The 26,711-nt window shown below is 50.3% G+C and carries 29 protein-coding genes and 1 pseudogene; all 30 read right to left on the bottom strand.

Features of this window, described 5'->3' with window-relative positions:
* Positions 1-5 precede the first annotated feature (5 nt).
* Positions 6-314: a plasmid mobilization protein gene (locus BUB85_RS05345; protein WP_073106526.1), complete on the bottom strand. Its 309-nt coding sequence runs from the start codon at positions 312-314 to the stop codon at positions 6-8.
* A complete protein-coding gene (locus tag BUB85_RS21125; RefSeq protein WP_118463598.1) occupies positions 293-469 on the bottom strand; it encodes a DUF3789 domain-containing protein in 177 nt (58 codons plus the stop codon). Before BUB85_RS21125 ends, BUB85_RS05345 begins: the two co-directional genes overlap by 22 nt.
* A 139-nt stretch (positions 470-608) precedes the next feature.
* Positions 609-932, bottom strand: a complete 324-nt coding sequence (locus BUB85_RS05340) for a DUF7768 domain-containing protein (RefSeq protein ID WP_200803545.1) — start codon at positions 930-932, stop codon at positions 609-611.
* 81 nt (positions 933-1,013) lie between these two features.
* A complete protein-coding gene (locus BUB85_RS05335) occupies positions 1,014-1,817 on the bottom strand; it encodes a DNA-methyltransferase (protein WP_330392235.1) in 804 nt (267 codons plus the stop codon).
* A gap of 20 nt (positions 1,818-1,837) precedes the next feature.
* A complete protein-coding gene (locus BUB85_RS05330) occupies positions 1,838-2,584 on the bottom strand; it encodes a hypothetical protein (RefSeq protein ID WP_073106517.1) in 747 nt (248 codons plus the stop codon).
* A 6-nt stretch (positions 2,585-2,590) separates the two neighbouring features.
* On the bottom strand, positions 2,591-3,568 hold the full coding sequence (locus BUB85_RS05325; protein WP_073106515.1) for a DUF3991 and TOPRIM domain-containing protein: 978 nt from the start codon (positions 3,566-3,568) through the stop codon (positions 2,591-2,593).
* Positions 3,568-4,728, bottom strand: a complete 1,161-nt coding sequence (gene metK / locus BUB85_RS05320) for a methionine adenosyltransferase (RefSeq protein WP_073106512.1) — start codon at positions 4,726-4,728, stop codon at positions 3,568-3,570. Before metK ends, BUB85_RS05325 begins: the two co-directional genes overlap by 1 nt.
* 136 nt (positions 4,729-4,864) lie before the next feature.
* Positions 4,865-7,150 (bottom strand): annotated as a pseudogene (locus tag BUB85_RS05315) (SpaA isopeptide-forming pilin-related protein); the annotation flags it as partial.
* Positions 7,151-7,485: 335 nt separating this feature from the next.
* Positions 7,486-9,045 carry a recombinase family protein gene (locus BUB85_RS05310; protein ID WP_330392239.1) on the bottom strand — a complete coding sequence of 520 codons (1,560 nt, stop codon included), beginning with the start codon at positions 9,043-9,045 and terminating at the stop codon, positions 7,486-7,488.
* A 17-nt stretch (positions 9,046-9,062) separates the two neighbouring features.
* Entirely contained in the window at positions 9,063-10,355 is a 1,293-nt protein-coding gene (locus BUB85_RS05305) for a recombinase family protein (protein WP_073106506.1), read from the bottom strand.
* A 53-nt stretch (positions 10,356-10,408) separates the two neighbouring features.
* Entirely contained in the window at positions 10,409-10,579 is a 171-nt protein-coding gene (locus tag BUB85_RS21410; RefSeq protein WP_154258453.1) for an SHOCT domain-containing protein, read from the bottom strand.
* A complete protein-coding gene (locus BUB85_RS05300; RefSeq protein WP_073106503.1) occupies positions 10,576-10,992 on the bottom strand; it encodes a hypothetical protein in 417 nt (138 codons plus the stop codon). Before BUB85_RS05300 ends, BUB85_RS21410 begins: the two co-directional genes overlap by 4 nt.
* Positions 10,993-11,153: 161 nt before the next feature.
* On the bottom strand, positions 11,154-11,870 hold the full coding sequence (locus BUB85_RS05295) for an N-acetylmuramoyl-L-alanine amidase (protein WP_073106500.1): 717 nt from the start codon (positions 11,868-11,870) through the stop codon (positions 11,154-11,156).
* The gene (locus tag BUB85_RS05290; RefSeq protein ID WP_073106497.1) at positions 11,867-12,283 is read right to left on the bottom strand and encodes a phage holin family protein; all 417 of its coding nucleotides are present in this window, start codon (positions 12,281-12,283) and stop codon (positions 11,867-11,869) included. Before BUB85_RS05290 ends, BUB85_RS05295 begins: the two co-directional genes overlap by 4 nt.
* 43 nt (positions 12,284-12,326) lie before the next feature.
* A complete protein-coding gene (locus BUB85_RS05285; RefSeq protein WP_073106494.1) occupies positions 12,327-13,373 on the bottom strand; it encodes a hypothetical protein in 1,047 nt (348 codons plus the stop codon).
* Positions 13,374-13,375: 2 nt separating this feature from the next.
* Positions 13,376-15,742, bottom strand: a complete 2,367-nt coding sequence (locus BUB85_RS05280; protein ID WP_073106491.1) for an InlB B-repeat-containing protein — start codon at positions 15,740-15,742, stop codon at positions 13,376-13,378.
* Between the two features lie 12 nt (positions 15,743-15,754).
* Positions 15,755-18,031 carry a phage tail protein gene (locus tag BUB85_RS05275; RefSeq protein WP_073106488.1) on the bottom strand — a complete coding sequence of 759 codons (2,277 nt, stop codon included), beginning with the start codon at positions 18,029-18,031 and terminating at the stop codon, positions 15,755-15,757.
* Between the two features lie 90 nt (positions 18,032-18,121).
* Positions 18,122-18,553 (bottom strand): DUF6442 family protein, encoded by a 432-nt coding sequence (locus BUB85_RS05270; RefSeq protein ID WP_073106485.1) that lies wholly within the window; start codon positions 18,551-18,553, stop codon positions 18,122-18,124.
* Positions 18,550-18,756: a helix-turn-helix transcriptional regulator gene (locus BUB85_RS05265; protein WP_073106561.1), complete on the bottom strand. Its 207-nt coding sequence runs from the start codon at positions 18,754-18,756 to the stop codon at positions 18,550-18,552. The genes BUB85_RS05270 and BUB85_RS05265 overlap by 4 nt, the downstream gene beginning before the upstream one ends.
* A 284-nt stretch (positions 18,757-19,040) precedes the next feature.
* Positions 19,041-19,424, bottom strand: a complete 384-nt coding sequence (locus BUB85_RS05260) for a hypothetical protein (RefSeq protein ID WP_073106482.1) — start codon at positions 19,422-19,424, stop codon at positions 19,041-19,043.
* Positions 19,424-20,020, bottom strand: coding sequence for a major tail protein (locus tag BUB85_RS05255; RefSeq protein ID WP_073106479.1), 597 nt, complete (start codon positions 20,018-20,020; stop codon positions 19,424-19,426). Before BUB85_RS05255 ends, BUB85_RS05260 begins: the two co-directional genes overlap by 1 nt.
* 3 nt (positions 20,021-20,023) lie before the next feature.
* On the bottom strand, positions 20,024-20,368 hold the full coding sequence (locus BUB85_RS05250) for a hypothetical protein (protein ID WP_073106473.1): 345 nt from the start codon (positions 20,366-20,368) through the stop codon (positions 20,024-20,026).
* Entirely contained in the window at positions 20,365-20,796 is a 432-nt protein-coding gene (locus tag BUB85_RS05245) for an HK97-gp10 family putative phage morphogenesis protein (RefSeq protein ID WP_073106470.1), read from the bottom strand. The genes BUB85_RS05250 and BUB85_RS05245 overlap by 4 nt, the downstream gene beginning before the upstream one ends.
* Positions 20,789-21,121: a head-tail adaptor protein gene (locus BUB85_RS05240; RefSeq protein WP_073106467.1), complete on the bottom strand. Its 333-nt coding sequence runs from the start codon at positions 21,119-21,121 to the stop codon at positions 20,789-20,791. Before BUB85_RS05240 ends, BUB85_RS05245 begins: the two co-directional genes overlap by 8 nt.
* Positions 21,122-21,123: 2 nt before the next feature.
* The gene (locus BUB85_RS05235) at positions 21,124-21,432 is read right to left on the bottom strand and encodes a head-tail connector protein (RefSeq protein WP_073106464.1); all 309 of its coding nucleotides are present in this window, start codon (positions 21,430-21,432) and stop codon (positions 21,124-21,126) included.
* Positions 21,433-21,450: 18 nt separating this feature from the next.
* Positions 21,451-21,819 (bottom strand): hypothetical protein, encoded by a 369-nt coding sequence (locus tag BUB85_RS05230; protein ID WP_073106461.1) that lies wholly within the window; start codon positions 21,817-21,819, stop codon positions 21,451-21,453.
* 12 nt (positions 21,820-21,831) lie between these two features.
* Positions 21,832-23,013, bottom strand: coding sequence for a phage major capsid protein (locus BUB85_RS05225; RefSeq protein WP_073106457.1), 1,182 nt, complete (start codon positions 23,011-23,013; stop codon positions 21,832-21,834).
* A 15-nt stretch (positions 23,014-23,028) separates the two neighbouring features.
* Complete coding sequence (locus BUB85_RS05220; RefSeq protein WP_073106454.1) at positions 23,029-23,790, bottom strand: head maturation protease, ClpP-related; 762 nt, start codon at positions 23,788-23,790, stop codon at positions 23,029-23,031.
* Entirely contained in the window at positions 23,753-25,048 is a 1,296-nt protein-coding gene (locus BUB85_RS05215; protein WP_073106451.1) for a phage portal protein, read from the bottom strand. Before BUB85_RS05215 ends, BUB85_RS05220 begins: the two co-directional genes overlap by 38 nt.
* 14 nt (positions 25,049-25,062) lie before the next feature.
* A complete protein-coding gene (locus tag BUB85_RS05210) occupies positions 25,063-26,688 on the bottom strand; it encodes a terminase large subunit (RefSeq protein ID WP_073106448.1) in 1,626 nt (541 codons plus the stop codon).
* Between the last annotated feature and the right edge of the window lie 23 nt (positions 26,689-26,711).

Genomic DNA, 26,711 nt, shown 5'->3' with positions numbered 1-26,711 from the left:
CGGCATTACCACTCTTCCTTTACCAGATGCCATGTTTCTTTGGTAAGACGCAACATTTCCTGAATGCTCTGCTCACTTGCCATTCCAGAAGCATTGGCAACATGGGCGAGCTGATTGGCATTGTTACATAAGCCTGCAATCTTTCGGAGCAATTCAGAGTGATGCTCACAAGGTTTTGCATGAACCTGCGTTCCTAAAATCAACGAACGCATAAACTCTTCCCGGCTCAGACCGCTTCTTTCGACCTGTTCATTCAGTTCCCTGACTTCCCTTGCGTTAAGCCGTACAGGGATCACATGGTTTCGTTTTCGCATTGCATCACCGTCCCTTCTTTTTTCTCTTCTTCTTTCATCATACCGCCAAGATCCTCATCGGATTTTTTCGCCGCAACCATGCAACAGGTTACTACCACTCCTATAAATCCTCCGCTCATCAATGCGATTACAATCATTACTCCGTTTCTTAACATGACTTGATCCTTCCTTTCCATTTCCGTCTGTGTCTGGGGGGATTGGGGTTCTCCCCAAAGTGCGTTTGGATATCCAAACGCTATGCTTGCAAAACGAGTACCGCCAGTTTCTGTAGCACCGGATTGACTCGATTCTGATTTATTTTGATTCTTTTATCTGTACCAGTCCATCAAGTGTCGTACAAATGATATGGAGTTTGTCTGCCATACTGATTTCGGTATTCATTGTTCCTGTCACTTCTTTTCCACATACGACTACCATCCGGCATCTCCGCAAAAGGATATGGGACATTCTTCCATATCCCTGCATATCTTCTGCATCAGATTCTTCCAAGAATGGTGAGAATACAAATCTCGGACAAATTGGTACATACCCAAGTTCATAGATTTTTCTGCAATATTTCTGCACTTTTACCCGGCTTTCTTCTGCTGAACAGCACACATAAGCCAGCGCCTGTTCCATACGCTCCATCTCCTTCCTGCATCCAGTTGGATGCCACTCATCTTCTCTATAAAAAACAAGATGTCCAATTGGACATCCCGGCTACTTTTCATCCTCTTTCTGCTCTGCTTCTAATGCAATTTTCACTCTGTCACTTCCCAGTTTGTAGTAGGCATCTGTCACTTCGATTCCCACTGCACGATAACCTGTCATAACCGCTGCAAGGACAGTCGTTCCTGCTCCGGCAAACGGGTCCAGGATAAGACCTCCCGGCTCACAAATCTGGATCACATCTTTCATAAGCTGCAACGGTTTCTCTGTCACATGAATCCGGTTCTGCGGATTGCCATATCGGAAAACACCCGGCAGACAAGATACCGGACGGCTGATCGGCATCGGTCCGTTACTGCCCCACACAATATATTCAGCCTGCTGGCGGAAACGGCCTTTCTGTGGACGGGAGTTTCCCTTATCCCACACCGCTGTTCCTCGCCAGATCCATCCTGCCCACTGCAATGCATCGGTAATCGATGGATACTGACGCCAGTCAATGAACAGACAGATTGGAGCACCTTTCTTGCAGGCTTTCCGCACATCATAGAGCCATTCAGCCATCCAGTGCGTCCAAGATCTCTGGTCTTTATTATCCCCATCAAAATCCGGAAGTGCATTTGTAGCACTCATACTGCTGTATTTCTGATTTGTAGTACGATTTCTTTCATTCTGTTTTGTTCCACCGGACGCATACGGTGGATCGGTAATGACTGCATCAAAGATTCCCGGCTGAAATGCTTTGACCAGTTTTAATGTATCTCCATGTAATATTTTCCAGTTTTCCCCTTCAGCATATTCCTCCGGGTATGTTTCCTCTTTCATAAGTTCTTCCAAACTCAGGCCATTTGTCATAGGCATCATCCTTTCTTTTCTCAGCGTTCCGGCTGATTTTTCTTCTTTGACTTTTTATTTGCTTTTGGCGGCGGACTCAACTCAGTTTCCACATATTCGCTGATAATCAAAAGAGCTTTATAATAGTCCCCACTCTCCAATACTCTTTTACGCATTTCTTTTGCTTCTGCTGTCTGTTTATTCTTTTTCAAAAGAGTTGAGGCATCGCCCATAATGGAAAAAATGTTCCCATCATGTCCTAGAAGTTGTAACTTGGGACGTTGTTTCTTAGGCCTTGCCTGGATCTGCTCTGTTTTCTCTTCATGGATTTTCGGCCGTTCCATATCCGGATGCCAAAAATGCACATTCAGAGTTCCACCATCTACCTTCATATCCCTCTGCTCCAATCCTTCACCCCAACCGTCACTGTACTGTCCTGTAATGTATTCGGTGAATTCCTGTAGCTCTTCCTGACTTAAAAATTCATTTAATTCCAGTTTGGTACAGCCGTACAGGATTCCGTCTTTGTTTTCTATTGTAACAACTGCACTTTGTATCTTTCCCTGAATGGACTCACTTCCATCAAAATACTGCATGAGATCATCTTCCCCATAGCGTTCCAGTTCTTCTCGGATGACTTCTTCATAATCGGCAAGTTCTGTTCCATCTAACGGCATTCCATATTCATCACTCTCCGACCAATCTTCTTCCCATCCGGATTCTTCTGAATAAAGATTTCCAGTCAGCTCCGTCAACAGATGTACGTGCATCGTTCCTTTTTCTTCCATTCTCTATCACCTTCTTTCTAATGGTCTGTCCCTGCATTTATTTGCCTGCTTTTTTTCTTTCGCAAGGTCTGCATAATCTGCCCCTTCTTTTTCCGGCAGATTGCAGATAATCTGATACGTTCCCTCATAATGTTTTTTCATCTGTTCTTTCGCCCATCTCCCTGCAAAGTCATTATCGGTACAGATTTCAATTTCTTTGATTTCCGGATGATTCTTCAGAAACTCTTCCAGTGCGTCCGGCGGCTTTTTAAAACGTTCACTCTGTATCTGTGCGTTTTCTTTCGGAGCAGCGATTCCCCCAAGGGAAAGACGATATTTATCCCTATTTCCCTCTTCCAGTGTCATGTGTGCCAATGCATCAATACACGCTTCATATACGGCAACTCGCTTTGTTTCTCTTTCCGGTGGAATGCAAAAGCTGTACTTTTTTTCACTCCCGGTCTGCTCCATCTTGAATCCATTCCCGTTTTTTTCATAGATTCCTCGCAGGAATGCATATCTTGCTTTTCTTGATTCATCTTTCCCAACAAAAACAGCGTTATGGTACGGGACACTTTCATAAAGGATTTCATGTGAAATACAATATGTGATCACTTCATCGCTGATTCCTCTGTGGTTTAAATAAGCCCTGATTCGTCTGCAATTACAATACCTCTCCGGCAGCTTAAATGGCAGTTTTTCCCTTTCCACAGACTGTGTCGGAATAAAAGACGGACTCTCTTCGCACAACAGTTTTACGGCATCTGTAAATTTCATTCCATCTACTTCAATCAGGAACCGCAGTGCGGACACGCCACCGATATCTCTGGATTTCCAATGCCATTTGCTGGACAGTTCATTGATTTTAAAACTGTCATGATCCGTCAACTGCCATTCATTTCTGGTCCTTGTCTTTTGCAGTCGCTGTGCCTGATGCGTTCGCAAATACTCATACGCAGTCATATTTTTTGCTGCCTGAATCTCTTCTTCCGTTACCCAGGGCATTACAGAATTGCATCCTGAAGAGCCAGTACCTTATCCGTCCGCTCCCAAGGAAACTCCTTTCTTCCAAAATGACCAAAAACTGCCGTCTGACGGAAAATCGGACGATTCAGTCGAAGGGATTCCATGATCTGAACGGGTGTCACTCCAAACACCAGTGGGATTGCTGCCGCCAGACAATCATCCGCACACACTTTTCCTGTACCCAAGGTATCCACCTCAATCATAACCGGCTCTGCTACTCCGATTGCATAAGCCAAAGCCACCTGACACTTGCTTGCAAATCCTGCAGCCACCATATTTTTGGCGATATACCTTGCCATATAAGCTGCCGAACGGTCTACTTTCGAACAGTCTTTTCCCGAAAATGCACCGCCGCCATGTGGAATCATACTGCCATAGGTATCCACCATCAGTTTTCTTCCGGTCAGTCCGGTATCTGCATCAAACCCTCCACACACAAATCTTCCTGACGGATTGATCAGAATCTTCGTATCCTCATCCGGCGGCAGTAATCGGAGTGCCGGGCGAAGTACCTTCTCTCTGATCTCGGCATCTAACTTCTTCAGGCTCTTTTCTGTACCATGCTGGCAGGAAACAACAACACTTTCCAGTCTCACTGGTTTTCCATCTTCATATTCTACGGTTACCTGTGCTTTTCCATCAGAAAAGATATCTTTGATATATCCGCTTCTTCTGCAAGCCGAAAGTTCACGTGTGATCCGGTGTGCCAGAACAGTCGGCATTGGCATAAGCTGCGGAGTATCATCACACGCATATCCGACCATAACACCCTGATCTCCAGCTCCCCTGCTTCTGTCTCTTATCTTTGCGCCGATATTATCCCGAAATTCTTTTGACACACTTACTGCTTTCGCAATATCTGGACTCTGCTGGTGTACAAACGTATCCATCTCTATCCCATCTGTACAATATCCACACTCTTCTAAAACTTTTCGGATCACATCAAACACTGGCGGCTCATATCCGCTGCTGATCTCTCCTGCCACAAACACATTTCCTCTTGTCGCAAGCACTTCACATGCAACCCTTGAAGACGGATCATGTTTCAGGCATTCATCTAAGATTGCGTCTGCGATCTGGTCACATACTTTATCCGGGTGTCCTTCTGTTACTGATTCTGCTGTATAATAACGTTTCATTTTTCTTCTCCTTATATCTACAAGTCCTGCCACTGGCAAATCTTTACTTACGAATGCATGGCAAGATAGACAGGGCAGGAGCTGCCTGATGCACATCTCCTGCCCTGCCGGATTGATTTATCCAGTTATTCTTCTTTTATTTTTCTTCTGTTTCTTCTTTATTTTCTGTCATTCTTGACTTCTTTCTGCGGTACACAGTCACTCCTGTAACTGTTCCGGCAGATGCCAGTGCAAGCAAGACAAATGCCCATACTTTCTGGTTATCCCCTGTTTTTGGTGCATTGGTCTTTTCGGTTGTTTTCTCCGGTGTTCTGGCATCTTTCATTTCTACTTTCTGCACTTCCATCGTATCTTTCAATGTAAATGTAACATCTTCGGCAATCTCATACCCATCCGGTGCTGTGATCTCACGCAAGGTAAGTTCCTCATTGACCGGAAGCTTTGCAACAGAATGTGGCTTTCCGTCCGTGATCCACTCTTCCAGAACAGTTCCGTCTTTTCGGATGATCTGAAGCTTTGCCCCTTCCAGTTCTTTCCCTGTGCTAATGTCTGTTTTGGAAATTTCCACTTTGGAATATTCGTCTTTCATTTCAACCTTTGTCACACTTCCATCTTCTTTGACTTCAAAGGTCACATCGCTGGCAGACACATAGCCGTCTTCATAAGGAGCCAGTTTTTCATGCAAAGTATAAGTTCCTTCCGGCAGACCATAAATCACATGATCTTCTTTGGTACTGGTCCATTCTTCCACGACATTTCCGTCTTTGTCGATCACCTGAAGTTTTGCTCCCTCCAGCTCTTTTCCGGTAGTCGCATCTGTCTTGGTGATACGTGTCTCGGTCGGCTGGTTCTCAACTTCTTTACTCAGTACAATCTTTTCAAGATTCTGGTTTTCGTAGGATGCATCTACCTTCCATACTTCCTCGTTCGGAAGATATCCGGCTTTTCTGACTTCCTCTTTGACATAATATTTTCCATGTGGAAGGTCACTGTCAAAAGTCAGATTTCCGTTCTTATTGGTTGCTTTCTTTTCCAGCAGGGTATCCTTCTCTACAAGAACTTCTCCCTGATTAGAAACGATATCTTCCGCAGCATACAGTCCAAAAATAACACTTTCCAGCTTTTCGCCTGTGACAGCATCTTTCTTTTCTACTGATACGGAAACTTTCTGTCTTTCATTTTTATAGGTAACACCTTCATAAACAACTGCCTGTGTATCATCCTCGGCTGTCAGGGTAAATTCTTTCTGCTCGGTATTCAGAACAAAATTCTCTCCTGCCACAACCTCTTTCAGATAATAAGTTCCCAGTGGCAGATTATTGAGTACTGCCATTCCCTTTTCGTCTGTAGTCAGTTTGGCTACCAGGTCATTTTTCTCGTAACGGACAAGCAGATTTCCTTCCTCGTCCTTTGCCCCATCCGGTGAATAAATGGTATCCTTAGCATATACTTCAAACTGGGCACCTTCTACTCCGGTTTCTTCATATTTAAAATCTTTATAGATACCTGTTTCTTCTTTCCCGGATACCGCATTTTTTACCTTTGACACAAGCGTCTTTACTTTTTCCAGAACAGAATCTCCTGTTACTTCGGTAAGCTGTTCTCCTTTTTTCGTCAGGAGCAGGCTTCCCACCTGTTCATCGTTTTTCTGTTCTACCTCTACGATCGCAGCTCCTGTATCCGGATCGATCTGGTGTGCCGTGTTTGAGGATACGGTGATCTCAATGGCACTCTGTGGATTTTCTTTATAAGTTCCCTTTGCAGTCTGCTCTAATGGTGAAAGGATCGTTGCTCCGTCATACAGAGACTCTTCGTGTCCCTGTCTTACAAATCCTTCCGGTGCTTTCACTTCCTCGATCCGATAAGTTGAGCATTTCAGTTCCTGCGGTGTGATCAGATATCCTTCCTCATTGGTCTGGAATACGCTGATCTTTTCTTTTTTCGGATACTGAACGACCTGTTCAATGTATTTCTTATTTGTCACATCGTAAATCTTATAAGATGCCCCTGCCTTTAAAACAGTATTACCAGTCTGTGCATCTTTCTTCACGATTTTTAACAGGAACTCAAACGGACGGTCATCAAACACTCGCCACTGCATAGGTTCTCTGTTGTCATCTTCCACATTTACCACAAATGGATCGATGGTCTTCAGATTCTCCGGTGTCGTGCTTTCTACTACGACATAACTTCCATAAGGCAGTTCCGGGCTGACTGCATATCCTTTTGTATCCGTGATCAGTTCCGGCACTGGTACAGCTGTTCCATTCTCATAGGTGACTGCCACCTGCTCGTTACTGAAATCATAATTTTTAAAATCACTTGACGTGTAGCTTTCTCCATTGGCCGGTTTCAGCTTTCCATTTTTCACCTGTGACAGGCTGCTGATCAGATATACCTGAAATCCTGCTCCTGCGACCAACTATGTCGCAGAGAATTGATACAATGTTTGTATTCGTTCTCTGCGGCATTTTTATGCCCGAAAACGCCGATTTTACAGGCTTTTCGGGCTGTTTTATTGTTTGCTGCGAGTGCCGGAAGTTCCGGCGAGCGTTGATTTCATTCTTTGAAACGCCGATTTTGCTTTCAATCGCCGCTGTGCCTCCGACAAATCGTTAACGAGCAGCATTTTTGGTGCATTTTTTGAGCTTTGGTGCATCTTTGGTAGCAAACCGGATTTTCACAGTTTATCTGCGGAAGCAACGCATAAAAAAGCTCCCTGCATCGCTTTCGACGCAGGGAGTCTATGCCCATCGCTTACTCAATTTCGCTGCCGTCCATCAGTGTGAACACCAGACGTCCGTCGGCGTGTACGGTTGCCTTTTCCACGACTGCCAACCACAGGTGCTCGTCAAATTCTGCAAGTATCCCGTGCTGCTGCTCCATCGTGTCAATAAAAGCTGTGAGCACCGTGCGCTGGATTTTTCGTTTTTCCATTTCGGCTTTCAGTTCATCGATTCTATTTACCACCGCATTGTATTTAGACACAAGATCCTCCTGCCGCTTTTTATACGCTTTCTGATCCTGCGCTGCCGACGCGTTTTCAGCGATGTGCTTGCGGTTCATTTCGATAAGCACCTCGGCTTCCGCGTTCCTTGCCGCAAGCTCATCGTCAATGGCGGCGCTGTCAAAAAGGTCGGCAAGCGCCAATCGGCACTCACTGATAACCTCATCGGTAATGTCCTGCATATCGTTCCACGCCCGGATGAAGCGCTCCTTTATTTCATCCTCGGTCAGATGCGGTGTGGCACATTTCTCGCCCTTTTTGAACTTGTTGTTGCATTGCCATATCACACGGCGGTATTTATCGGTTGAGTGCCAGACCTTCGAGCCATAGAAGCCGCCGCAGTCGCTACAGACCAGCTTTGCCGAAAAGCAGCTCTTACAATTATAGCTGCGCCCTAATGCCTTACGCCGTGCGAACTCCGCCTGTACCATATCGAAGTCCTCGGCGTCAATGATTCCATCGTGACTGTCTGTAACATAGAACTGTGGCACCTCGCCCTCATTCGGCTTCATCTTCTTTGTCAGAAAATCCGTCGTGAAGGTCTTTTGAAGAAGCGCGTCGCCCTTGTACTTCTCGTTGGTGAGAATGCTTTCGACCACATTGCATTGCCAGCGTTCCTTGCCGCCGGGCGTCGGAATGCCCTGTGCCGTGAGATGCTTGGCAATCCCGGTGGGTGTTTTTCCCTGCAGGAACATCGCGTAAATCAACTGCACAATTTTCGCTTCCTCCGGCACAATCTGCGGCGTACCGTCCGCGCCCTTCTCGTATCCGAGAAACTGACCGTATGACATGGACACCTTACCGTCGGCGATACGCTTGCGCCATCCCCATGTGACGTTCTCTGAAATGCTCCGGCTTTCCTCCTGCGCCAGAGAGGACATTATCGTGATGAGCAGCTCGCCCTTGGCGTCGAAAGTCCAAATATTTTCCTTTTCGAAGTAAATTTCAATGTTCGCCGCCTTGAGCTTTCGCACGGCGGTAAGGCTGTCGACAGTGTTTCGTGCGAAACGGCTGACCGATTTTGTGATTATCAGGTCGATTTTACCGTCCAGCGCATCCTTAATCATCTGGTTGAAGCCGTCGCGCTTCTTCGTATTGGTCGCTGAAATTCCCTCGTCCGTATATACAAATACGAAGTCCCAATCTGGGCGCTCCTTGATGTATTTGGTGTAGTAGTCCACCTGCGCCTCGTAGCTTGATTGCTGTTCTTCCTTTTCCGTGGAAACGCGGGCATAACCCGCAACCCTGCGCCGCTTGGGCACGGATACGGCAAGATTGGAAAAGCGCGATGTGACCGTCGCCGGTATCATTGTGATTGTTCTTGCCATCAGCCATTCCTCCTTGTCGCTTTTTCTCTTGCCTTTTGTCGCTTATCCTCCGTCCAGCTTTCACGCCGTGAACGGTCTTGCCACCGAGTCGTCGCTGCCGTGCCGTCCTTGAAATGAAACTCAAGCTGATTGTTCTGCTGCGCCGTGATAAGTGCTATTCGCTCTGAAAAAACGGCGGCATCAAAACCGTCCGTTCCGAGCATCGCGGCGCACTCTGCTTTAAGCGTCTCTTCGGGGATCTGCTTTGAAGCGCAGTGTTTTTTGCCCTTGGTATTGAATGTGGCGCAAATCCAAACAAAGCCGGTCGGCGTTGTCTTCCTCCGATAATTCTTGCCGCAAATACCGCAGCGTATTTTTCCTGTGAACGCGGTTTCCGAGCCGGGCTTCACGATCACAGCTGTTGCCCTGCGTGAAAGCTCTTCTTGTACAGCCTCAAATGTAGCCCTGTCAATAATCGGCTCGTGCGCCTCCTGTACGAAATACTGTGGCAATTCGCCACGGTTTATTTTTGTTTGCTTTGATAAATGGTCGGTGCGGAAGGTCTTTTGCAGCAGTAAATCTCCGGCGTACTTCTCATTGCGGAGCATTTTGCTGATGGTGGCTTGACACCACGATTTGTTCATTCGCGTGGGTATTCCCATTTCGTTAAGCCTGTTGGCTATGGCCTGTTTTCCGTAGCCCTCAAGAAAAAGCGAGAATACGAGGCATACCGTCTTCGCTTCCTCCGGCACGATCTGGAATACTCCGTCTTTTACCCGATAACCGAGCATCGTGCAGTCCCACGGCTTGCCTTCTTCAAAATTCTTGCGTACCCGCCACTTCTGGTTTTCGGAAACCGATAGGCTTTCCTCCTGCGCATAGGATGCAAGAATTGTCAGCATCAGTTCGCCATCGGCGCTTATGCTGTGAATGTTCTGCTCTTCGAAAAACACATCAATGCCAAGCGTTTTTAATTCTCGAACCGTAGATAGCAGTGTGACCGTGTTCCGGGCGAAACGCGATATAGACTTTGTGATGACCATATCGATTTTCCAAGCGCGACAATCCGCCAGCAGGCGTTGAAAGCTCTCACGGCTGTCCTTTGTGCCGGTTTTCGCTTCATCCGCATATACGCCGACGTACTCCCAGCCGCAGTGCTTTTGAATCCGGTCGCTGTAATAGCTGACCTGTGATGCCAGCGACTGAAGCATTGCGTCCTTGCCTGACGAAACGCGGGCGTATGCCGCCACGCGCTTTCCCTCAAAGGGAACTCGCGGCGCAAACTCTATCTGTGTAATTCGGCTGTTTGCCATTGATACTCCACCTCCTTTCAGGGGGTACATATTCGCTCTAAAGGACGACAAAGTCAAGGCAATTCGCGCCATATACTGCACAAAGATACGCGATATTTGACCGCGAGATTTTCCTCAAGCTTGGCATAATCACGGATGGTAATATGCCCTTCGGACAGCCATCTCCTCAACACAGCGACGACGGCTTTGTATTTCATCAGCTCTGTTTTTCTGTCCTGCGTCATATGGCAGCCTCCGCTCTTTTCGTGCGGTGCTGTGCCGAACACGCATGACAGCAAAACTTGCTGTTCGGTCTGCCGTAGACCGTGTATGCTTTCCCACAGTGAGTGCATATCCTGCTGTAATACGCCTTTCGGTTCTCGGCGTTCGGATGCATTTTCCACCATGCGTTACGGCATTTATCAGAGCAGAATTTTTTCGGCTTGCTCCCGGGCTTAGTCACAAGCGCCTGTCCGCATTGCTTGCAGCGAGAAGCGTCATCAATGACAGATGATTTTTCAGCCGCCAAGGCTAAACCCTGTCTGCGGCAATAGCTCTTCACTGTGTTTATCGAGAGTCCGACCGTTTCGGCGATTGATACATACTTACAACCCGCAGATCGCAGGTGAAGTATGGTTGATTTCTGTTCGTTGGTCATCAAAACCACCTCCTCGCCATACGGAGAAAATGGAGCAATTTTGGGGAGGTGTTTCGACATAAAAATACTGCCCAGCAGAGAAAAATCTCCGCTGGGCAATAACTGTAGGTCAACAACTTGACCTGTGGTATATGGACTTGTAAGCTAAAGCGGTGTATCCTTTACTCGCTGTATTTCACAAACGCATCAGTGAAGCCTGCGGCTTTGACCTTCGTGAGCATGGCGTCAGCGTTTGCCTTGACTGAGAATGCGCCGAGCTGGACGCGGTAATACTTCTTCGATGTAGTGGGGGCTTCCGGCTCCACAGGCACTTCGGCAGCAGCCAGCCCAGCCTTCACATCGGTGCGGAAGGTATCCATCGACTTTCCATGCTTCGGGAACCAGTGCATGACATCGCCGTGATTGGACGCAATGCCCTGCTTGTAGCCCTCGCAGTGACAGATGATATTTTTCTCCGTCAGCCCATACTGCTTGCAGAGATACACACACAGCTCGACCGCTTCCTTGTAAACGGCAGAAAAATACGAGGCATCGGTCAGACCGTCCTCGCAAATCTCAAAGCCAATATGCGTATTGTTGGAGCTGCCGCCGCCATGCCAGCCGCGCATATTCCACGGCAGCGTCTGGTAGGTGGCAATGGTGCCGTCCTTCAGCTTGCCAATGAAAGCGTGGACACAGACCTGACGCCCGCCGGGAGTGGCGGTATTCCAGTGATTGCCGTACTGATTGATGCCGAGCAGCCCATCGTCGGGTCCGACGTAGCGTTTCAAATTCGGATTGTTCGCGCCGGTACTGTGTACCATGATGCCCTTTGGCACAATGGCCTTTCCTGCTTTGTAGCAGTCGTTGTTCGTGAGAATGAGTTGGTGCAGGTTCATTTCGTATCCTCCTTGTTGCTGCGGTCATGGAGCTGTTCCAAAACCTCCTTCAGTTTTGCCGGGATTGGCAGACCCAAATGCCCGGCATTCTCCATGAGCGATACGCCCTCGTTGGATAGGTAGAAAAAGATGACTGCCGTGCGCAGGACCCCAGCCTGTCCGAGCACCTGTACGTCGATGATGTTGCCGATGCCGACCATTGTAAAAATGAGCACCTTCTTAAAAATGCCCTTGAAGCCGACCTCGCTGGAGAGCTTGTGGTCAACAATCGCGCACATGACGCCGGTGATGTAGTCGATGACCACAAAGGCGATGAGCGCATAGAGGAAGCCGTCAGCTCCTCCGAGGAACCAGCCAAGCCAGCCGCCGATGGCAGCAAACGCAAGCTGAATCCAGTTCCAGATTTCTTTCATGATAAAACCCTCTCTTTCATTTCATAAAATAAGCGCTCACCCATTACGGGTAAGCGCAATATAAAACCGAGTTTGAACCCCACGATCCGCTTGTCGTCACATAGAAGCCGTCACCGGGAATATAGATCGCATTGACCTTTGTCCCACTGAAGTTCGTTTGTGGCACGGCTTTCCACTGATACCCGTCCGGTGAGGCGTAGATGACGTTATCCCCAAACTGCAAATACTGTCCCAGCTTTTCTACATAGACCATCGTGGAGAGGGAAGGAATATCCTTTGACTGCCCCTGACGCACGACCGTGTAACCGCAGCCGTTCCCGTTCATAACGCAGAGCTGGTAAATGCTATTACTGGCACTGGCATAATAGGAGTTTATCAGAAAGAGACGTCCGCCAACCGAGCGAATACTGCTAAAACCAATCTTGAACGATTCGCTATACCCATAGGGATACTGCATCGTTCTCCGCCATTGGTAGCCATTGGAGCTTATTTGTATTCCACCCTTTCCAGAGTCCACGATGGTATCCGAGGCAATGCCTATATACATTCCGTGATGGCAGGTCATATCCGTGAAGCAGCACATTCCGTCCTCGTAATAGTCTCCCGTCAGCGTCCAAGCTCCGCCGGAGCCCACATTACTTTTTGCATACATGGGACTGTGAACCCACCATGCGGAGAGAACGCCATAGCTACCATTACTGGCTCCGCACATGACGGGGTTTCCGAGACCGGGTAGATACCCGGCATAGTTCAGTGTCATTCCGTCAAAGGACGAATAGACAGAGGCACTGTTTACAAGAAGGTATACCCCGTTGCCGCAGTATTGCATATCGGCTTTTGAAGTAAAGGTTGGTATCCATGTGCCTGTTGCAGGATCGTAGCAAGAAAAATTGCCCGTGGAGTTTGCATACCCACGAGCAATAAATGAGGTTCCGTTGCTGTACACATACGAGTAGCTGCTTTCTGACGGCAGCCCCATCGAAGCGGCAGACCGGTTCTTCCACGTCAGTAGAGGAATGTCAGAAACCATATCGCCGTTGAAGGCCGCGAATACGACGAGCGGTGTGTTGAACGCTTTGCTGTATGCCATTATTACACCGCCCTTGTAATGCTGGTCATTCGTCCGTTTCGGTCTACAGAATAGTTGAAAGTCACCATTGAACCGTCCGAATAAGTGACGGTAAACGAAGTCTCGCCAACCGCTATATTCTGCACTTCTTTATAGGTGTCGAGGAAATTGCCGTAGTCAGCTTCGAAGCTGTCAAAGCTGTCGGACATACTTCCGAACTCGTCCCAGATGGCAGACATATCGTCGTTATTGTCCGTTGCGGTCTTTTCAATGCGGTACAGATTATCGTTGATAGTTGGCTTGTAGCTGCCAACCTCCACACGGATGCTGTACTTGTAAAAGGGGTTATACTCCATAGCGATGATGCGCGTTCGGGTGTTGATGTGCATGGGCGTGAATACAATCTGCACCTCGTCCCCAACAGAGAAATCTGCCACCTTGTGGAAGGCTACCTCATAGCTCTCCGTAGCGGAGCGGCTGTCATAGGTAACACTCACATCGGTGACCTTTTTCCCATCCATAAGCTGTTTCACAGCGGTGCTGCCACGATGCTGGCGAAGGTTAATGTAATGCCCACTGTATTCAATCTCGCCGCCGCAGATGGCGACGAACTGCATCAGCGCCTCGCGCCGGGTTACACTCTGGTTTATCTTCATTGTGACGCTGTTTGAAAACTCCACCGTGCCTGCCGAGAACTGCGTTCCATTCAGAAGCTGTGCCAGCCCTGCAGCAGGAAGTCCGGTGTAATCGAAAGCATCTATCTTGTAGCGGTCGTCGTTGAGCACATAAGAAATATGCTCACAGGTTGCCGCTACGGTCATAAGGCCGGACGAGATGGTTTTTGCCACGCGCACGACGTTGAAATAGTCACCCTCATACTCCGCAACGCAGCCGGGTCGGAGGAATTCGCCTCGACCGGCAAGAGTGGAGAACTCAAAGGTCAGCTCACCCTCCAGACTGTCGCGCAGATTTGCCGACAGCACCTTATCAATGGATTGAAGCAGAGCGCCAGACGCGCTGTAGACAAAGATGACTGTGTGCTCAAGTGCGGCACGAAATACAGCGTTGACATTCATGTCGGCGGTCACATTTGAAAAATCCGAATCCCAATGGTCGAAGATAGAGTCAATCTTCTGTGGCGGCAAAGGTGGGATAGCCGCCGTGCCATCTTCGACTTGCTGGGATGAGAGCAAAACGCCGTCCGAGTAAAAGTTCACCGTGTGGTATACGATGATGAACTCATACTGCGCTGTGAAATCCATATCCGCACGGATGTTGGCAAACACCGCAGGCAGCCAGCCTGTAAAGGTGTAGCCGGAGCGGGTGGGATTGGTCGGCGGCGTTGCTGTGCCCCCACTTTCCACCTGATCCGTTTTCAGGACCGCTGCATTCCAGTCCATGAAACGGACGGTGTAGTAGATGATCTGCTCATACAGCGCGTGGATGTCGAGGTCAGAGAGTATCTCAGAGCACGGCAAATCCCATCCGAGAAAACGGTAACCAGCTAGAACCGGCGCATCCGGTGTGGTGGCAGAGTACCCGTGCTCAACAAGCTCTTCTTTGAGCACTTCGTCGTCCCAGTCGAGAAAGCGCACCGTGTGATAGACCTTCCGCGTGAACTGCGCCGTGGTGACCATATCCGCAAGGACATTGTCAAAGGGTACATCCCAGCCGGAGAAATTGAAGCCTTCGCGGTTGGGAACCGCCGGAGCTGTCGCCGTGCCGCCCTCAAGGACATACTCGGTTTTGAGCACCGTAGCATCGTAGTTTTTGAACAGCACCTGATAGGTGCCGATGGCGCGATACTGTGCGGTGACTGTGAGGTCTGCTGTAACATCATTGAAGGCCATGTCCCAGCCGGTAAAGATGTATCCGGCGCGAGATGGATTGGCGGGAGCTATTGCCGCTTCATGCTCGATAACAGTTTCGGCCTTTAGCACCGTCCCGTCCCAGTCTTGGAAGGTCACCGTGAAGTAGGTCAGATACGCCTCCAACACGATGGTATTCAGCGTGTTGAAGATGGTATCACTTGCGCCACTGGACCATGCGCCCACGCACAAAAACACCTGACTTGTACTCGACAGGATTTCCAATGTTCTGGACAAGCCGCCTTGATCGGTGGCGTCATTGGTATCCAACGGGTCGAATACATAGTTGGTCAGCGTTTGCCCAGTGGTTAGATTTGGGGCACAGCCCAAACGAAAGCGATTCCGCATCTGCAGCGACACCCGATACTGGGTGCTTTCCTTAATACCGAAGGTCCGCATACCGTTTGTGCTGTCTGCAGTCGCCGTGCCCGCAATATTCAGAAGCTGATTCGCGTATCGGATATATCCGTTGTAGTCTCCACAGAAAGCACTTGCGCTGATGTCTAACCAGCCAGTAGCCATACCTTCACCTCCTTAAACCGTGCCCAGATTGCGGACGGTGACCGCATTCTGGCTCCATTGAATTTGTGAGATAATCCGGGTAAGCGTAGCGCCATCCAATGTGAGCGGAATAGTCACATTGAATAGCTGCGCCGTGGCGGTCGTGCCGCTGACACCGCTCAGAGCCGTGTTCATGTCGAGGTCAAAAGCTGTCGGGATCGCGTTCTCCATGTCCTTTTCAACCCCACTCATAGCATCTGTGAAGCCAACGCCGATACCTGTGCCCATGTTTTCGCCGATACCGGCGAACACCTTAGAGGGCGAGTGGATACCAAGCAGACGCTTTGCGCCGTTGACGATGCCGGAGAAGAAGCTGGACACCTTCTGTGAAATCCATGAAGCCAACGACTGGATGCCTTGCCACAGCCCCTGCACGATGCTTTTGCCAATGTTCACAACAGAGCCGACGGCCTGCCCAAGTCCCTGTACCAGCGCCGCAATAATCTGAGGCAGTGCGGCAATGAGCTGCGGAATTGCCTTCACCAGACCCACCGCAAGCTGAACGATGAGCTGAATGCCCATCTCGATGATTTTTGGCAGGTTACTGGTGATGAAGTCGACTATGGTTGTGATGATTTGCGGCAGCGCCTCGATGAGCTTCGGCAGAGCATTTAATAGGCCCTCTGCCAAGCCCTGAATGATAGCAAACGCCGCTTCGAGAATCTGATCCATGTTGTCGAGGAGCGTCTGGCAGATGAGGATGATTGCTTCCACGATGGACGGAATAAGCTCCGGCAGTGCCTCTGCAATGCCGGTGGCGAGAGTGACGATCATCTGAACGGCTGCCTCCACGATTGCCGGTAGGTTGTCGATGATGCCCTGCACCAGCGTTAAAACAAGCTGAAGCGCCCCTTCCGTGAGAGAAGGCAGCGCTTCGATTAGCCCTTCAAGCAGGGTCAGCATGATGGAGGACGCACAGTCCACAATGGTAGGTAGGTTCTCGATGATGGCATTTCCGATGGCCATGACAATGTCCATACCGACTTGAATGATTTTCGGCAGATGTTCCATAATCATGTCTGCCAGCCCGCCGACGGTGTTGCCGATAACCTCACTGGTTTTATCGAAGTCATCACCGGCTTCCACAAGCCCGGAGGTGAACTCACCCAGCAGAGAAACGCCATCATCCGCAAGGTCTTGAAGCTGCGGGAGCAGTACCGTACCCATGACGCGCTTTGCCGCCTCGGAGCCTTGCTTGAGTCGCTGGACGGAATCGTCGAATGCACCCAGCTTGGCAATGCTCTCCTCGGAAAGCACAGCGCCCATTCGGTGAGCCTCATCAGTAAGCGCGGCAATTCCCTCCGAGCCTTTCGCAATGAGGGGATTCAAGTCCTGCGCGCTTTTGCCAAAGAGCTGCATGGCAAGTGCATCCCGTTCGGTTTCGTTTTGAACATTGCCGAGGGCATCAATGACATCCCAATAGACCTCTTCGCTGTCACGCAGATTGCCATTTGCGTCTGTGACAGACACGCCGAGCTGCGCGTAGGCATCGGCATATTTCGCGGAGCCGTCTGCCGCGCTCGCCATGGACTTGACGTTTTTTGCCATGGAGCCTGTGAGCGTGTCGAGAGATACATCTACCAGATCGGCGGCATAGCTGTACGCCTGCAGGCTCTCCACGCTCATGCCGGTGACGGTGGACTGTGTAAGCATCTCATCGGCGTAGGCGGCGGCTTCCACGGTCATGTCCACGAGAGCTTTCCCAGCGGCGATTGCGGCGGTGCCGATTGCGGCAAGAGCCGCGCCCATAGCGACACCAATGCCCTTGACCACAGAGCCAAGCTTCTCAAACTTACCCCCAGCAGAATCCGCTTCCTTTGCTGTGCCCTCAATTTCATCGCCCAGCTTGTCTGTCTGCTTGGCGGCATCGGACGCTTCATCGCCCATTCCATCGATGGCCTTTTCATTTTGTGAAAGCTCGCGCTCCATGCCGTTGAGTTCCGCCTGCGCGTTATTCAGCTGCACTGCCCACTGCTGTGTGCGGCGGTCATTCTCACCGAAGGAATCTGACGCATTTTCCAATGCGGAGCGCAGAGTTTCGATTTTATCCTTTTGGGTGTCGATTTGCTTGGTCAGCACCTCGTTCTTGGCGGTGAGGGACTGGACGCTACTCTCATTTTTGTCAAACTGGGAGGTAGCGAGCTTCATCTCCGAGCCGAGCACCTTGAATTGCTGATTGATGTCGGAGAGGGCCTTTTTAAACTCTTTTTCGCCCTCAACGCCGATCTTTAGGCCGAAATTATCTGCCATATATTTTCACCTCCTTCCGCAAACATAACATGAAAAAGGAGCAGCCCTGAAAGGTTGCTCCCAAATCAATTATTGATTGCCTTATTTGCTTTACATTTCCTTGTCATACTTGCATCGATAATAGATACCGATACCCGCGACAAAGAGATATGCAAACACGAGCAGTAACACTACTATCAAGTCGACATTCATTAAAGCCAAAGCTACCATCAGTGCTCCGAAGATAAACAGCATCGCGTCATACGCTTTTGCCTTTGCACGGTTTGCTATGGCAACATTGCGCTCGTCCGACTTGTTTATTTCGTCCTGCTGCGCAAGCTCTGGGTGATTTTTCATTGAAGCCCGGTTGATGATGTCGCCCATACCATGCCCAAAAATACCGCATCCCAGCCCAATCATCACATAGGGCAGAGCTTGCATGATTCCCTGCGGTTCTCCTACAGTTTTCAGGATAATAAGACCTCCGGCTAACAAGGCAACGCCCAATGCGGTAATAAAATAGGATAATCCAACTTTTTTCATTTTGCTTCGTCTCCTTCATAGATAAATATCTCTTCGATGCTCATTGAGAAATATCGGGCAATCTTGAACGCCAAGATGACGGACGGATTATACCTACCATTCTCAAGGGAACCTATTGTTTGCCTTGAAACTGCAAGCGCTATCGCCAGTTCTTCCTGTTTGATGCCTCGCTCCTTTCGGAGTTCCTCTAATCGATTTTTCAAATCAACACCCCCAAAATTGGAAAGCAAACTTTCCATAAGCACAGTATAGCACTTCACGCATATGATGTCAGTTTACTTTCCATTCTTACAAAGTGTTCATATCCCTATAGGTATCAATTCATCTATGAAGTATTCCCGCTTGGCTTTTGCCAGCCCGTGGTATTGCTTATAGCACTCCCACTGGTCAAGCAGGTGGCCCAGCGGCATAAGCCAGATCTCCGGCTCCGACCGATGTAGGAGTGAAACGCCATAAAAGATCAGTCGGGCAAACAACTCCTCGTCGCTTACCCGACCACCACGTTTTTTGAGTCATCCTCACTTTCCACATTGCGCTTGGCTCCCTTGAACATGGCTTCCATAATGGATTCCTTGTAGGTGGCAAGCTCCAACGGCGAGGTCAGCAGCTCCACAGCCTCCTCGGTCAGAGGTTCACGCTTGTCCTGCGGATTTTGCAGGTTGTGGATAAGAACGCTCTGATTGGCAAGTAGCGCAATCAGCCAAACAACCTCATCGAGTGCCATCTCGAAGTTTTCAGACTTCATGAGCTTGTCGCCGAGATTGGACAGGCCGCCGTACCGCTTGGCGATTTCCTTGGTAGCGCGGGTAGTGAGGATCATTTCATATTCTTTGCCACCAATGGTAATGGCGGCGCTTCTGTCATTAACCATTAGTCAGTACCTCCGGGAGTAAAGTCCGGCTCATACACCTCGGTGAACCAGCCGGAGATAACAGTTGCGCCGAGGCCCGTATCACCCTCATTGGCTTCGGCCTTCCACGGATGCTTGCTCTGACCGTCCAGCTTGTTGCGGCGGTAGATCGTGCCCTCAATAGTCGGCGTCGAGAAAGTGATGCTGTCGCCCTTGGTGGCGAGGTTGGTTGCGGGGATACCAAAGATAACGCGGTAGAGCCAGAAATACTTGTAGCTACCGTTTGACTTCCGTGCCCGGAAGCCGATAGCGACAGGCACGCCGCCGTTCTCCGATGCGGAGATCAGCACATGATTCGAGTCGATTTGTGCTCCGGTCAGCGCATTGGCAGAGCCGGTGCCGATGTCGTCAATGCCCAGCGTGAGAGTGCCGGACTTGAATTCCTTGACCGCTTCTGCCACGCCATCGTCAGCGTAGAGCGTCGCTTCGTTGACCTCCACGGACAGTTCTGCGCTGATGGCCTTTGCCAGTGAGATGGGAGTACCGTAGGTCTCCGAGCCGTCAGCGGCTTCGGTAATGGGTGCATAAAACAGCCTGTCAAGACCGATAGTTGCCATAGGTCATTCCTCCATTTCAAATGAATAATCCTTTGCCACGTCAATGGCAAAGTGGTGATAGCCGGTATCGTCCTCATGGCCGATGTACCGGCGGTCGATTATGGTAATGTCCGCAGCGAGGAGCGCCCGGACAATCGTGTTTTTAATTGCGATGTAGTTGCCCTTGTCGAAAAGGGAGAGCCGCGCCTCCTGCACCTCGTGGTGGGGCAGATTATCTGCATACAGCCTAAAGGTTTCTACAATGGGTGTGACCACGACATAGCGGTCAGGTGGTGCGGCAGAAAAAACGCCCGTCTCCACGGGGACGAGCGGCAACAGCACGGTGTTCAGTTCTTCAAGCAAGCTCATATACTCTCCACCTCCCGGTCAAAGGCGGCTTTCATGGCTTCGATGCAATCATTCTTGCTGGAGGATTTTGCAGGCTTCAGAAATGGGCGTGGAGCCTGACCGTGCTTCCCGTATTCGAGCACACCGGCAATCATCGCATTGCTCTTGCCGTCAGGACGGTTTTCTGCGAATCCGACTTTGACATTGAAGTTACCATCCTTATCCTGCCGCGCAGAAGAAACACCGAGAGCACCTGCAAGAGTACCGGTGGAACGACTTTTCTCTTTGGGATTGCTGCCGATGGCCGACTGAAGATTAGCGCGCACTTTTGCCTCCACGACTTCACCTCCGGCTTCCAGTACTTTCGGAATGATCTCATCCGTTCGGTCACCCAGCCGGGAGAGCTTGAGCAGGAAGTCCTCTGGCAGTTTACAGAATGCTTTAGCCACTGGGCTTCACCGCCTTTGCAAGTACCTCAATATACATACCGCGTCCTTTAACATTCTCGACCGAGGTGATCTCAAAGCGCCCGCCATCGTTGACTATGGTCATAGCAGGCGTAACAGCGACGCCGGGAATGCAACGAAAACGGAAAAGGTCGGTGGCTTCTGAGAACTGAGCTCGATTTGCCCATTTCTCGTTGCCGTGCCGACCCTCCCGGTATGCTCTGACCGAAGCTACGATACTGTCAACCTCGGTTCTGAATCCTTCTGCATCTTTTATAGTCACTTTCTGGGCGATGCCGATGAAGGTGTTCATCTTACCAAAGCTCATACTCACACCTTCCAATCCCGGTCAAGTCGCAAAAGCAGATTGACCGTGTTCCATACTTGCTGTCCGGCCTGCACGTTGTCAGAGAAAAAGCCGCCGGTGCTGCCGTCCCTGGATTCATAGAAATGGGACGACAGCATAATGACGGCTTGCTCTGTGGTAGGTGGCATCTGATGGTCGGTGTAGTAATTTTCTGTGAGATGCTGATAGCTCTCAGCATAGGACACAGAGGCGGATATGTACAACTGCAACAGTTCATCGTCCGCCGAGTGTTCGAGAATTAGATTCGCTTTGACTTTTTCAAGCAGTGTCATACCGCCACCATCCTTTCTTTATTCCTGCGCGTCCGGAGCCATAAGCCCGGCGGTTTTCAGTTTTACGAGCAGTGCATTGAAATCAGCAAGGAGTGTAGTGATATCCTCAGCCGTACTTACCGCCTGGTTTACCGCAACGGGTACTTCCGGCACGGTTGGGTAAGTTGGAACATAGAGGTTTCCGTCCGTACCAATTTTCGCTGCGACGGTATACGTTTCAGTTTTGGTGGTTGCCTTAACTCCTCCAAGTGTGGTTTCCGTAGCGACGGGTACTTGAGAAGAAGGAAGACCCGTTACCGAGGCTCCCTCCTGGATTTCCAACGTTCCGCCGATGACGGTTTTCTCGCCGCCCTGTTCGGTGTAGTTCTTCGCGTTATATTCGCTCATATCGCTACCTCCTTAGGCGTGCTGCTTGAGTAGCTTGATGCCTTCAGGCAGTACTGTCTTAGCGTCAACACGCTGGAAAGCGTAGAAGCCGGTCTGAAGGTTGGCGATGTGGAGCTCATCTGCACGGCGAACGGTTCTGCCAGTACGGTCTGCAATCCAGTAGTTCTGGAAATCGCCGAAAGCGACTGTGTAGGCACCTGCCGCGATGGTAGGAGCATACTGAGAAACATATACAGGGAAACCGAGCAGACGGTCAGGCTGACCAGCCTGCAGAGAGGGTTGCCACATATATGAACCGTTACCGTCCTTGAGTTTGCGGACGCTTGCGAGAGTGCCACTGCCAAGCACAAACACAGCATTTTTCTTGTAGCCGTCCTTGAGCGCGTAGGTCAGGTCGATAAGCTCGTCCGCCTTAATGTCTCCGGCAGTAGCGGTAGTCACGCCGAGATCGCCGCCGTTTGCGGTGAAGATGCCGGTAGGCTGACCGCTGCCGGTGCCGATGCAGAAAGCCTGTTCCTCTTTCGCCGCAAAAGCGCGAGCAAAGTTATCGATGAGGTAGGCCTGAAGGTCGAACATGGAGTCCTCAAGCAGTTCCTCGGAGACCAGTGCTGCCGCACGAAGCGTGAACGCATCGAGAGAGAGCTGGTTGAAGGTAGGAGTGGAGGGCGTAAACACGCCGGACTCAGCTACCCAATCGGCAGAAACATCAGTAAGCGCCACATTAATTCTGTGAGGTGCAGCAGTTGTGATGACCTTTGCCAGAGAACGGATTACGTTCTCGCGGGCAAGTGCCTTAACGAGAGTGTCGTCGAACTCCAGCGGAACGAGATAGCCACCGGTGGAAGAAGTGCCTTCCTCCATGACATTGTGAACGGGACGCTTGCCGCGAATGAGATTATAGAAATCCTCACGGTATTCGGCGGTCGCTCTGGGAATGAGAGGCTTGCCGTTCTGTGCTACAGGCTTTTCAGTGATTGGAGAACTGGTGGGCTGCGCCATTGCAGCATCCCTTGCCACACGATCTTCCTCAATGGCAATCTGACGAGCCATTGCGTCTACGTCCGCGAGCATTTTGTCGTAGGTGGCATTGTCTTCTGCAGACAGGACGCCGTCCTTGGCGCGAGTGTCGAGGAACGCCTTTGCCGCGTCCCACGCCTTTGCGCGTTTTTCACGCATTTCGAGTACCTTTTTCATAATCAAATACCTCCGTTAAATGTATTTACGGGCTTGCAGTTTCTGCATAGCCTCGGTGATGGAAACGCCAGTCGGCGCATCGGGCTTCTTTTGCTCCGCCTTCGGAGCTGGTTTCGTGATGAGCTTGTTGAATAGTGCGTTTGTAACTGCTCTGCGGCTGAAAGCAAAGACCACATCGTCGCCGTGGTCGCGTTTGGCGTCCTCCAAGATGCCATCCGCGAAGCCAAGCTCCACCGCTTTGTTTGCGTTCATATAGGTTTCGCCGTCCATGAGATGAGAAATTTTTGCGCGGGACTGCCCAGTCTTGATTTCGTAGGCGTTGATAATGGACTCCTTGACTTCGTCCAGCATGGCAATGGCTTTTTGCATTTCCTCGGTGTCGCCGATTGCTACTGTGAGTGGATTGTGAATCATCATAAGCGCCGTAGGTGCCATGAGCACCTGCGTACCCGCCATTGCGATGACCGATGCCGCCGAAGCAGCGATGCCGTCAATCTTGATGGTCACGTCATGCGGGTAATCCATTAACATGGCGTAAATCTGAGACGCTGCCACGCAGTCGCCGCCCGGTGAATTGATCCACACGACAATATCGCTGTCGCCGGACATCAGCTCGTCCTTGAACATTCGAGGCGTGATTTCATCATCCCACCAGCTTTCGTCCGCAATGGTGCCGTCGAGGTACAGGGTGCGGATGCCTGTATCCTCATCACTGTCCCAATTCCAGAAGTGCGTTTTTTCACGTGCCTTTGCGGGACTTCGTTTTGTTTTGTCCATCTGAGGTTCCCTCCGTTTCTGTTGTTGTATTTGCGAACGCACCTGCGTCCTGCAGTTTGGTCATCGCACCGTTTATAAGGTAAAGGTCGCCGCCGAGGTCGTCAGGGATGCGGTCGAGGTTTTCAAGCTCTCGTATGTCATTTGCCGACATCCATCCGTTTTGTCGAGCGGTCGCGTAGCCTGTCATGCGCGATGCATAGTCGCCGCGAAGCAGTCCGTCCACATTGAATTTTGTGAACATCGAGCGTTTTTCGCTGTCGAGCAGAAGCGCCTTGTTCATCGCTTGTTCCCAGCGGATCACCCACGGGTCGAGCGTATATTTCACGAACTCCAGCGACTGCTGCTCAATATTAGAAAAGCTCGACTTTTCGAGGTCAGCCAGCATATGCGGCGGTACCCTGAAAATTCGAGCGATTTCGTTGATTTGGAACTTGCGCGTTTCGAGGAACTGCGCCTGTTCCGGCGAGATGGCGATCGGCGTGTACTTGAGTCCTTCCTCCAGCACGGCAATTTTGTTGCTATTAGCACTGCCGCCGAAGGTGGACTGCCAGCTTTCCCGTATGCGCTCCGGGTCCTTAATCGTGCCGGGATGTTCGAGAACGCCGCTTGGTGCCGCACCATTGGCAAAAAACTTAGCGCCATATTCCTCGGCGGCGATTGCCAAGCCCACAGCGTTTTTTGCCATCGCTATCGGTGAATAGCCGACCAGACCGTCGTAGCCGAGCCCCAACACATGAAGAATGTCCGAGGGAGCGAAGATAATGTCGTTTTGCTTGTTTTTGCAGATTTCTGGAGCATCATCGCTATTTTTCCGATAGCGGTAATACAGTCGTCCCTGCGAATCCCTGTCCACAGTCATGCGGTCTGGCATGAGCGGATAGAGCGCTATAACCTCGCCACGGGCATTGCGGATAATCTGAGCATAGGCGTTGCCGGTGAGAAGCAGGTGGTTCATCATAGTTTCTCTGAATACGAAACTCGTCATTTCAGGATTTGGCTCATCATGCAGGACCCGCCATAGTGGATGTTCGAGGCACTTTTCCTTACTGCCGTCATCGCCGTACTTATAAACAAACAGCGGGAGCCCTGCGATTGCCTCCGAAAGGATACGGACACAGGAATATACCGCTGTCATCTGCATGGCGGTCTTTTCATTTACCACCTTGCCGGAGGTCGAGCCTCCCCATAAAAAGCTGTTGCCGCCGCCGAGGTTTTTAGGCTTGTCGCGGGGTTTGAATATGCCTTGAAAAATGCCCATAGGCTTTTACCTCCTTACCAAATGAGCAAACCGCGTTTGTCATAAACACTCTCGCCCGAATCGTTACCGCACCGAATTGCACGGTCGAGCGCCATAATGGTAGCGACCGCGCCGTCTATCTTTTCGGTTGATTTCTCCTTGTCCGCCTTGATATTTCCTGCAGGGTCGGTGCGGATATATATGTTGTCCATCATCCAGCGTAAGATGGGGTGGCCGCCGTGAGCGATTTTTTCCTCCAGTGTTAGCTTCATGAGTTCCTTGGTCGGTGGAGACATATCTTTAAAGCCTTGTCCGAAAGGAACGACGGAGAAGCCGAGCGTTTCGAGGTTTTGCGTCATTTGCACAGCGCCCCAGCGGTCAAAAGCTATCTCACGGATGTTGTATTTCTCACCGAGGGATTCAATGAACTGCTCGATATAGCCGTAATGTACCACATTGCCCTCAGTAGTTTGCAGAAAGCCCTGTTTTTTCCAAACATCATAATTTACATGGTCGCGCCGAACACGCAGGTCGATATTATCCTCTGGTATCCAGAAGTACGGCAGAACGCAGTACTTGTCATCCTCGTCACCGGGTGGAAATACAAGCACAAAAGCCGTGATGTCGGTGCTGCTGGAAAGGTCAAGTCCGCCGTAACAGACACGACCTTCGAGAGCTTCCGCGTCGACGGCAAAAGCGCATTTATCCCATTTGTCCATCGGCATCCAGCGAACCGCTTGTTTTACCCACTGGTTGAGGCGAAGCTGCCGGAAACTGTTCTCCTCGGCGGGATTCTGCCGAGCTGATTCAAACGCCGCCTTAACCTTATCCATGCCGACTGTGATGCCGAGAGAGGGATTTGCCTTCTTCCACACCTTGGGGTCAGTCCAATCATCTTCTTGCGCTGCGCCGTAAATTACTGGGTAGAAGGTGGGGTCATGCTTTCTTCCATCAATAATATCCAGCGCCTTTTGATGAACCTCCCAGCAGATGCTGTTCTGGTTATCTCCGGCGGTAGTGATCAAAAAATACAGCGGCTGCATTCTCGCATCGCCGCTGCCTTTGGTCATTACGTCGTAGAGCTTGCGATTCGGTTGCGTATGCAGCTCGTCGAACACCACGCCGTGAGTATTGAAGCCGTGCTTGTTGCCAACATCGGCCGAAAGCACCTGATAGATACTGCCGGTCGGCTGGAAGATGAGCCGCTTGGTAGCGTCGAGAATTTTGACACGTTTCGACAAAGCTGGACACATCCGCACCATATCCGCCGCCACATTGAAAACGATGGAGGCTTGGTTTCGGTCAGCTGCACAGCCATAAACCTCGGCGCGTTCTTCGTTGTCGCCACAGGTCAGCAGCAGGGCGACAGCAGCCGCGAGCTCACTTTTGCCCATCTTCTTTGGTATCTCCACATAGGCCGTATTGAACTGCCGGTAACCGTTGGGTTTCAGTGTTCCAAAGATGTCACGGATAATTTGTTCCTGCCAGTCAATAAGCTCGAATGGCTTTCCGGCCCATGTGCCTTTGGTGTGACAGAGCGATTCTATGAACGCCACAGCGTAGTCGGCGGCTTCTTTGTCATAGGTCGAATCCTGCGTTTTGAAGCGCGTCTGTTTGTACTTTTTCAGTTTTCGCAATGGTCGCCGCCTCCTTTCGGGCATAAAAATAGACACCCTCCGGTGCC

This window comes from Hespellia stercorisuis DSM 15480 (assembly GCF_900142165.1).
GTDB classification, from domain to species: domain Bacteria; phylum Bacillota; class Clostridia; order Lachnospirales; family Lachnospiraceae; genus Hespellia; species Hespellia stercorisuis.
This window is presented reverse-complemented; position numbering and strand designations above follow the sequence as displayed.